This is a genomic window from Roseateles sp. (genome assembly GCF_039929605.1).
GTDB lineage: Bacteria > Pseudomonadota > Gammaproteobacteria > Burkholderiales > Burkholderiaceae_C > Pelomonas.
Map to the genome: position 1 here is coordinate 71,320 of NZ_JBDSQX010000042.1, position 6,836 is coordinate 78,155.

6 protein-coding genes and 1 pseudogene are annotated in these 6,836 nt (G+C 58.1%); all 7 read right to left on the bottom strand.

Annotation, left to right across the window (positions count from 1 at the left end):
- Positions 1 to 12: 12 nt before the first annotated feature.
- Positions 13 to 1,365, bottom strand: a complete 1,353-nt coding sequence (gene rfbH / locus ABIS05_RS06085) for a lipopolysaccharide biosynthesis protein RfbH (RefSeq protein WP_348009708.1) — start codon at positions 1,363 to 1,365, stop codon at positions 13 to 15.
- Positions 1,362 to 2,426 carry a CDP-glucose 4,6-dehydratase gene (gene rfbG / locus ABIS05_RS06090; protein ID WP_348009709.1) on the bottom strand — a complete coding sequence of 355 codons (1,065 nt, stop codon included), beginning with the start codon at positions 2,424 to 2,426 and terminating at the stop codon, positions 1,362 to 1,364. Before rfbG ends, rfbH begins: the two co-directional genes overlap by 4 nt.
- Positions 2,427 to 2,436: 10 nt before the next feature.
- Positions 2,437 to 3,210 carry a glucose-1-phosphate cytidylyltransferase gene (rfbF, locus tag ABIS05_RS06095; protein WP_348009710.1) on the bottom strand — a complete coding sequence of 258 codons (774 nt, stop codon included), beginning with the start codon at positions 3,208 to 3,210 and terminating at the stop codon, positions 2,437 to 2,439.
- 32 nt (positions 3,211 to 3,242) lie between these two features.
- Positions 3,243 to 4,235, bottom strand: coding sequence for an FAD-binding oxidoreductase (locus ABIS05_RS06100; RefSeq protein WP_348009711.1), 993 nt, complete (start codon positions 4,233 to 4,235; stop codon positions 3,243 to 3,245).
- 94 nt (positions 4,236 to 4,329) lie between these two features.
- Positions 4,330 to 4,704 (bottom strand): MarR family EPS-associated transcriptional regulator, encoded by a 375-nt coding sequence (locus tag ABIS05_RS06105; protein ID WP_348009712.1) that lies wholly within the window; start codon positions 4,702 to 4,704, stop codon positions 4,330 to 4,332.
- A 369-nt stretch (positions 4,705 to 5,073) separates the two neighbouring features.
- On the bottom strand, positions 5,074 to 6,300 hold the full coding sequence (locus ABIS05_RS06110; protein WP_348009713.1) for an IS110 family transposase: 1,227 nt from the start codon (positions 6,298 to 6,300) through the stop codon (positions 5,074 to 5,076).
- Positions 6,301 to 6,639: 339 nt separating this feature from the next.
- A pseudogene (locus ABIS05_RS06115) lies at positions 6,640 to 6,836 on the bottom strand (hypothetical protein); the annotation flags it as partial.

Here is a 6,836-nt window from a genome sequence, read left to right on the forward strand (position 1 = left end):
AACAGTCGACGTTTAAAAGTTCACGCCGAAGAACTCGTCCAGCTTGCTGGCGATGTAGTCCAACTGTTCCTGGCCTAGCGCGGGGAACGTTCCTAGCCAGAACGTCTGGTTCATCACGATGTCGGTGTTGGTCAGCTCGCCACTGACGCGATAGTTCCGGCCCGTCATGTAGGGCTGCTTGGTCAGATTGCCCGCGAACAGCAGGCGCGTGCCGATCTTGTTCTCTTCAAGGAAATTGATCAGGTCCGCGCGCTTGACGCCTGCGCTGTCCTTGACGATCAGCGGAAAGCCGAACCAGGATGGTTCGGAGTTGGGCGTGGCTTCGGGAAGGTGCAGAAACTCAGCCACGCTGGCCAGCTTCGCCTTTAGATAAGCGAAGTTCGCGCGGCGCTTGGCAATGAATTCCTCGACGCGGTCCATCTGCGCCAGCGCGCAAGCGGCCTGCATGTCCGAAATCTTTAGGTTGTAGCCTAGATGGCTGTACGTGTACTTGTGGTCGTATCCGTCGGGCAGCTCGCCGCCAAGTTCCTTCTTAGTCCAGCAGAAGCGTTTATCGCAGGTGTTGTCCTTGCCCGGTGGGCAATAGCAGTCGCGGCCCCAGTCGCGGAACGATTCGGCGATCAGCTTCAGCTCGGCATTGTTGGTGAAAACCGCGCCACCTTCACCCATCGTGATGTGGTGAGCAGGGTAAAAGCTCAACGTGCCGATGTCGCCGAAAGTACCAACCAGTTGACCGTTGTAAGTCGCCCCAAGTGCGTCGCAGCAGTCCTCGATCAGCCACAGGTTGTACTTCTTGCACAGCGCCGTGACCACGTCCAGGTTGAACGGATTGCCCAAGCTGTGAGCCAGCATGATGGCCTTTGTCTTTGGCGAGATCGCCGCCTCGATCTTGCTGGCGTCGATGTTGTGGGTGGCCAGGTCGACATCGACAAAGACTGGCACAGCACCGAATTGGACGATCGGGTTCACGGTTGTCGGGAAGCCGGCGGCTACGCCGATGACTTCGTCGCCCTGCTGGATCGCTCGCTTGCCCAGCTTCGGGCTGGTGAGCGTCGAGAAGGCAACGAGGTTCGCCGACGAACCGGAATTGACGGTAATAAGGTACTTCACGCCCAGGAACTGGGCTAGGCGCTGCTCGAACATCGCGTTGAAGCGGCCGGTGGTCAGCCAGCCGTCGAGCGACGCGTCGACCATCATCTTCAGTTCACCAGCGCCGATGACCTTGCCAGAAACAGGCACAACGGTTTCGCCTGGTACGAAAGGCTTAGGTGCATACGCTATGTTGGCATATTGCTGGACCAGCTCACTGATCTGGCTACGGAGCTTGTCCAGTTGCGGCTGGAAAGTAATAGTGGTGGTGCTCATACGTCGGATCGATATTGAGAGATTTGATTCAGGCATACGGCGCGCATGTCATGTCCCGAAAGCCAAGCATGATGCCAATCGGTAATTCGGGTTAGCGCAGTATCTAGCGACCAGCGTGGTGTCCACTGCAGGCGCTGATGCGCCTTTGAGACGTCCAACTTCAGGAAACTGGCTTCATGGGGATGCCTTCCAGGCTGCAACGTCCAAGAGGCGTCGCTGCCCCATGATTCGCATAGATATTCAACAATCCACTGTACAGGCCGGGCGTCGTCGTCGCGGGGCCCAAAATTCCAACCTTCTGCGTCGGCTTGGCCTTGTGTGTACAGGCGCTCAGCCAGTAGCAAGTAGCCAGAGAGCGGCTCCAACACATGCTGCCACGGACGTATCGCATGCGGGTTTCGGATCAGAACCGGCTCTTTGTTTTGCAACGCACGCAGGATGTCCGGCACCAGGCGGTCCAGCGCCCAATCGCCTCCGCCGATGACATTGCCGGCGCGCGCAGTCGCCAATGCGATGCCAGCGTCCTTGAGGAAGGACTTGCGGTAGGCCGAACTCACCAACTCCGCGCAGCCCTTGCTGTTGGAGTAGGGATCGTGACCTCCCATTGGTTCGTCCTCACGGTAGCCCCAGAACCACTCACGATTCTCGTAGCACTTGTCGGTCGTGACATTGACGATCGTCTTGACCGATCCTGCCGTGCGTGCGGCCTCAAGCACATGGACAGTGCCCATCACATTGGTCGCATAGGTCTCGACCGGTTGATCGTAGGAGAGCCGTACCAATGGCTGCGCCGCCATGTGAATGACTATCTCAGGCTTGAAATCATCAATTTGCGCCTTCACCGCAGCGCAGTCGCGGATGTCGACAATGTGGTGCGCCATACCCTCCGCAACCCGTGCGACCTCGAACAGACAGGGCCCAGTGGGTGGCTTTAACGCCAGACCGCGAACAGTCGCACCCATCGATAAGAGCCAAAGACTTAACCAACTGCCCTTGAAACCTGTATGGCCGGTTATAAGGACTTTTTTGTTCCGCCAGAAATCAGGATTGGTCTGTCGCATATGTTTCGCCTCAATCCCACTTCTTCCAGGGCGCCTTGCCGGAACTCCACAGCTCCTCCAGCATGTGCTTGTCGCGTAGCGTGTCCATTGGCTGCCAGAAGCCATGATGCTCATAGGCCATCAGCGCCCCGTCCTTTGCCAACCTCATCAGCGGCTCCTGCTCCCAAGTTGTGCTGTCGTCTTTCAAATAGTCCAGCACACTAGGCGACAGCACAAAGAATCCACCATTAATTAGCGCACCGTCGCCCTTTGGTTTCTCTGTAAAACTGTGGACTTCGTGATCACGAATGTCGAGCGCTCCAAAGCGGCCAGGCGGATATGTCGCAGTCAGCGTAGCGGCCTTCCCATGCGATTTGTGAAACTTGATCGTGGCACCGATGTCGACATCGCTGACGCCGTCTCCGTACGTAAAACAGAAAGCATCTTCGCCACGCACGTAATCTGCAACGCGACGCAGGCGGCCACCGGTCATCGACTCATCACCCGTGTCAACCAAAGTGACATTCCAGGGTTCCGCCCGTTTGTGATGGACTTCCATCCTATTGCTGCGCATGTCAAAGGTCACATCAGACATGTGCAAAAAGTAGTTTGCGAAGTACTCCTTAATGACGTAGCCCTTGTATCCACAGCAGATTACGAAGTCATTGACCCCATGGTGCGAGTACATCTTCAGGATATGCCAAAGGATCGGACGTCCGCCGATCTCGACCATCGGCTTAGGGCGAGTCGACGTTTCTTCGCTAAGGCGTGTGCCTAGCCCACCAGCCAGAATGACTGCTTTCATGGAGATGTCCTATTGAGGATTATTCGGAATATTCAGGTTTCCGACGAACACACGAAAGCGTCTGAATGAAACTGGCGTCGTGGTAGACCAGCTGCCTGTAGTTGCACTTGAGCACTATGAATCATTGCGTCGGAGCCGCATGCATAAACGAGTGTGTTCGGCAGATCTGGTCCATCGGCCAGCATCACATCTTGGACATGTCCTCGGGCGCCCACCCATTCATCATCGGCACGCGACAGCACAGGTACCAATCGAAATGGCGAAACAACCATCTTTTCAATGTAGAGATCGTCCCGGTGGCGCGCCCCCCAATAGACCGTTGTATTCCGTGGCTGTGCGTCAACAGGAAGCTTGTCCAAGCCTTCCAGAATAGCCTTCACAGGCGCGATACCAGTACCAGTTGCAAGGAGAACTAGATCCTTACCAGCCTGCGCTCGAACGAAAAACGTTCCCAACGGACCGCGTAGCCGCAGGAGGTCATTTACCTTTGCATGCTGAAACCAATAGCGACTCATCGCGCCGTTTGGAACTTCTCGAATGTACAGTTCGATGTGCTTGTCCGGTCGCGGGGCATTTGCTACTGAATAGCTGCGTCGAACACCTTCGCTACCGATCACCTCGATGTACTGCCCAGGCAGGAACTCAAAGTCTGATGTTGGAGGCAAGCGCAACTGAACACGCATAACATCACGCGTCAATCGCTCAACCGCCTGGATCCGGCAAGGGACCGTCTTGGATTGCGGCAAAACAACCTCTCCAAGGTCGTCGATTTCTATTGCCACAGGACCACGCGCTTGGCGAATGCACGTTAGGACGAAGCCTTGCGCACGCTCGTCGGCTGTCAGACCAAGCTCGTCATGGGTTGCGGCGGTCTCGCCCGAAAGGACCTTACCTTTGCAGGTACTGCAGCGCCCCGTTCGACAACTGTAGTCAAAGACAATCCCCTGCCTAAGAGCTGCCTCGAGGATCGGCTCGTCGGGCCGGGCCTCAAAGTTGCGGCCACTTGAAGTGGAAATGGAATGCATGAGTGGAAATCTTCGGCAACTCAATAGCCGATGTTCATAATCTCAGACCAAGCTTGGCGTCGACACATGCGCTGGCATGTGCCATCCTCCGACCTCATGATTTCCCTATTCGGATGCCCGAGTCACGCGCTTCGGACTGCACAGCCTCAATCTCTATCTTCAAGAGTTCATACTCCACAAGTTTTCTTTTCAGGAATCTACCCGCAAGAACAGCCTTCTCGGAAAGTCCTCTGGGCGTGAGCACATAGACGTATCCGAACTTGTTCTTCGAACTCGAAAAATTCTGCATCTTCACCCAGCCTCTCTCAATCAACGCCTTGAGGCAATAGTTGAGCGCGCCAACACTAACGCCCAGGATTTCCGCTAACTCCCGCTGGGTATGGTCAGGATTATCTTCAAGAAGACGCATTACTCGAAAGTATGTATCTTCCTGAATTTGAGCTTGGCGACTGAGATTGGATTGAAGCAAGACGACGGGGAGAAAGTAGCGTTTGTCCGCAGGCGGCTCGCAGTGCCCGTCCCGCTGTCAAGTCAGCGTCGGGCGGCGGACGAGACTCCAGCCAGAGAGACTTCCGTTTGAAGTTGAACGATCCTACCGCATCCCTTACATCGCAGCTCTGACTCACCGCCGCGCTCAACGTGACTGTCCGTGACAGCGTGCCATCCGGGCGACTCAAAACGCTGTCTGCGCTCAACCGTCTCCATTTCATCTGACAATCCAAAGTGGACCGGCGACCAAGGATGCACAGCACTCTTAATGTGGAAGACACCCCCACCGGGCGCGACAACATCTGACCTGAAGCCGGCCGGAGCGTGAGGACGCAACGGTGGGAATCGCTCAGGCGGCGGCGGGCGAGGCGATGAAGCCGTGCTTGTGCAGCATCTTGAGCCAACGCGGGGCATTGCGCGCCACGTTCAACGCCTCGTAGTCGACGACCTGATCCTGGTAGTAGGTGCCGCTGGCCAACATGGCGTAGACCGTGCGCAGAATCTTGTGCGCCAGCGCGACGACCGACTTGCGGTGCCCCTTGCGGATGGTCAGCGCCTGGAACTTGTCCTTGAAGGCACAACGCGTTCGCGCGGCGGCTTGGGCGAATTCGCACAGCAGCCGGCGCACCCAGGCGTTGCCGCGACGGATGCGCCCGCTCTTGCGCTTGCCCGCGCTCTCGTTGTTGCCCGGGCAGATGCCGACCCACGACGCCAACCGCTCGGCACTACCGAAGGCGCCCATGTCCGCACCAATCTCCACCAGCAGCATCGCTGCGCCCATCTGGTCGATCCCAGGCAGGGTCTGCAGCAGCGTCAGCTGCGCCTGCCACGGCTGTAGACCCTCCAGCAGGTACTTGTCCAGCCGGGCGATGCGCTGCTCGATCTGCTCGATGTGCTGCAGGATCTCGTCGGCGACGAAGCGGTGCGTGGCGCTGAAGTGCTCGGTACTCAGCGCCTCGAACAGCTCCTCGCGACTGGCGCGGAGTCGTCCCTTCAGGTCCAGCACCTCGTGCAACGGCTTGTCCTGCAGCAGCGCCTTGACCATGGCGCGTGCGCTCTGGCCATGCAGGTCGTTGACCACCACGTTCAGCCGCACCCCGGCATCGACCAACACCTTGTGCAGGCGGTTCTTCTCGGCACTGGCCGCGCCCACGAGCTTTTGCCGCGGGCGCGCCACCAGGCGGAGCTCGCGCAAGTCCCTGGGAGGGATGAACGATGCACGCAGCAAACCCGCGCGTGCCAGCGTGGCCAGCCACTGTGCGTCAGCCATGTCGGTCTTGCGACCGGGCACGGCCTTGACGTGTCGGGCATTGACCACCCACGCCACGATGCCCACCGCCTCCAGCGCTGCGAATGGGCTCTTCCAGTACACCCCCGTGCTCTCCACCACCACCACCTCGGGCCGAACCTCCAGTGCCCATGCAGCCAGCGCGCGGCGGTCGCGTTTGAAGGCGCCGAAGTCGCGCTTGGTGACCTCCAAGCGGCCGTCGTCATGTTCGACAACGGCGCACGCGGTGATCTTGGCCTGGTGAACGTCCAGCGCGATGACGCGCTTGTGCATCGGGGTCAATTCCATGGTCGGGCTCCTGGCGCTTGAACAACAATCACAAGCGTGCGGGCCTGCGAAGGTGCCGCCGACCAACGGCCTGCCGGGCACGCCCGGCGGCTCTGTTTAATGTGGGCTGTCAGGCGCGCCCGGCTCCCTCACGGGACTGGGCAGCGCTCGCAGGCAATCCTGGGTAAGAGTGGTCGGCAGCGGGTCAACTTAGAGATCGCGGTCCAAGGTGCCATCAATAAATTGATCGACATCTACCCGTGCTGGCCCGCACACCCCCAGTGTCTTCCATCATCCAGGGTGCTGCACCGATTCATGTCACTTAGAGCATCGACAGTGCATAGTGCGGCGCATACCAACTCACGGCGTCGGGTGCTTGCTTACCGTAGACCCTATCCCAATGACTCTGAAGCGCCCGGCAATGCGTTTGTAACCTCGCGCCTCTGGAAGTAGTTCATCGAACAATTTCGAGATCGCTGTGATTTCTTGATGAGCAAGCTGCTCACCGCGCTTAAACGCCATGGCGGTCATGAGTTCATTGCGGATAAACCAAAGTT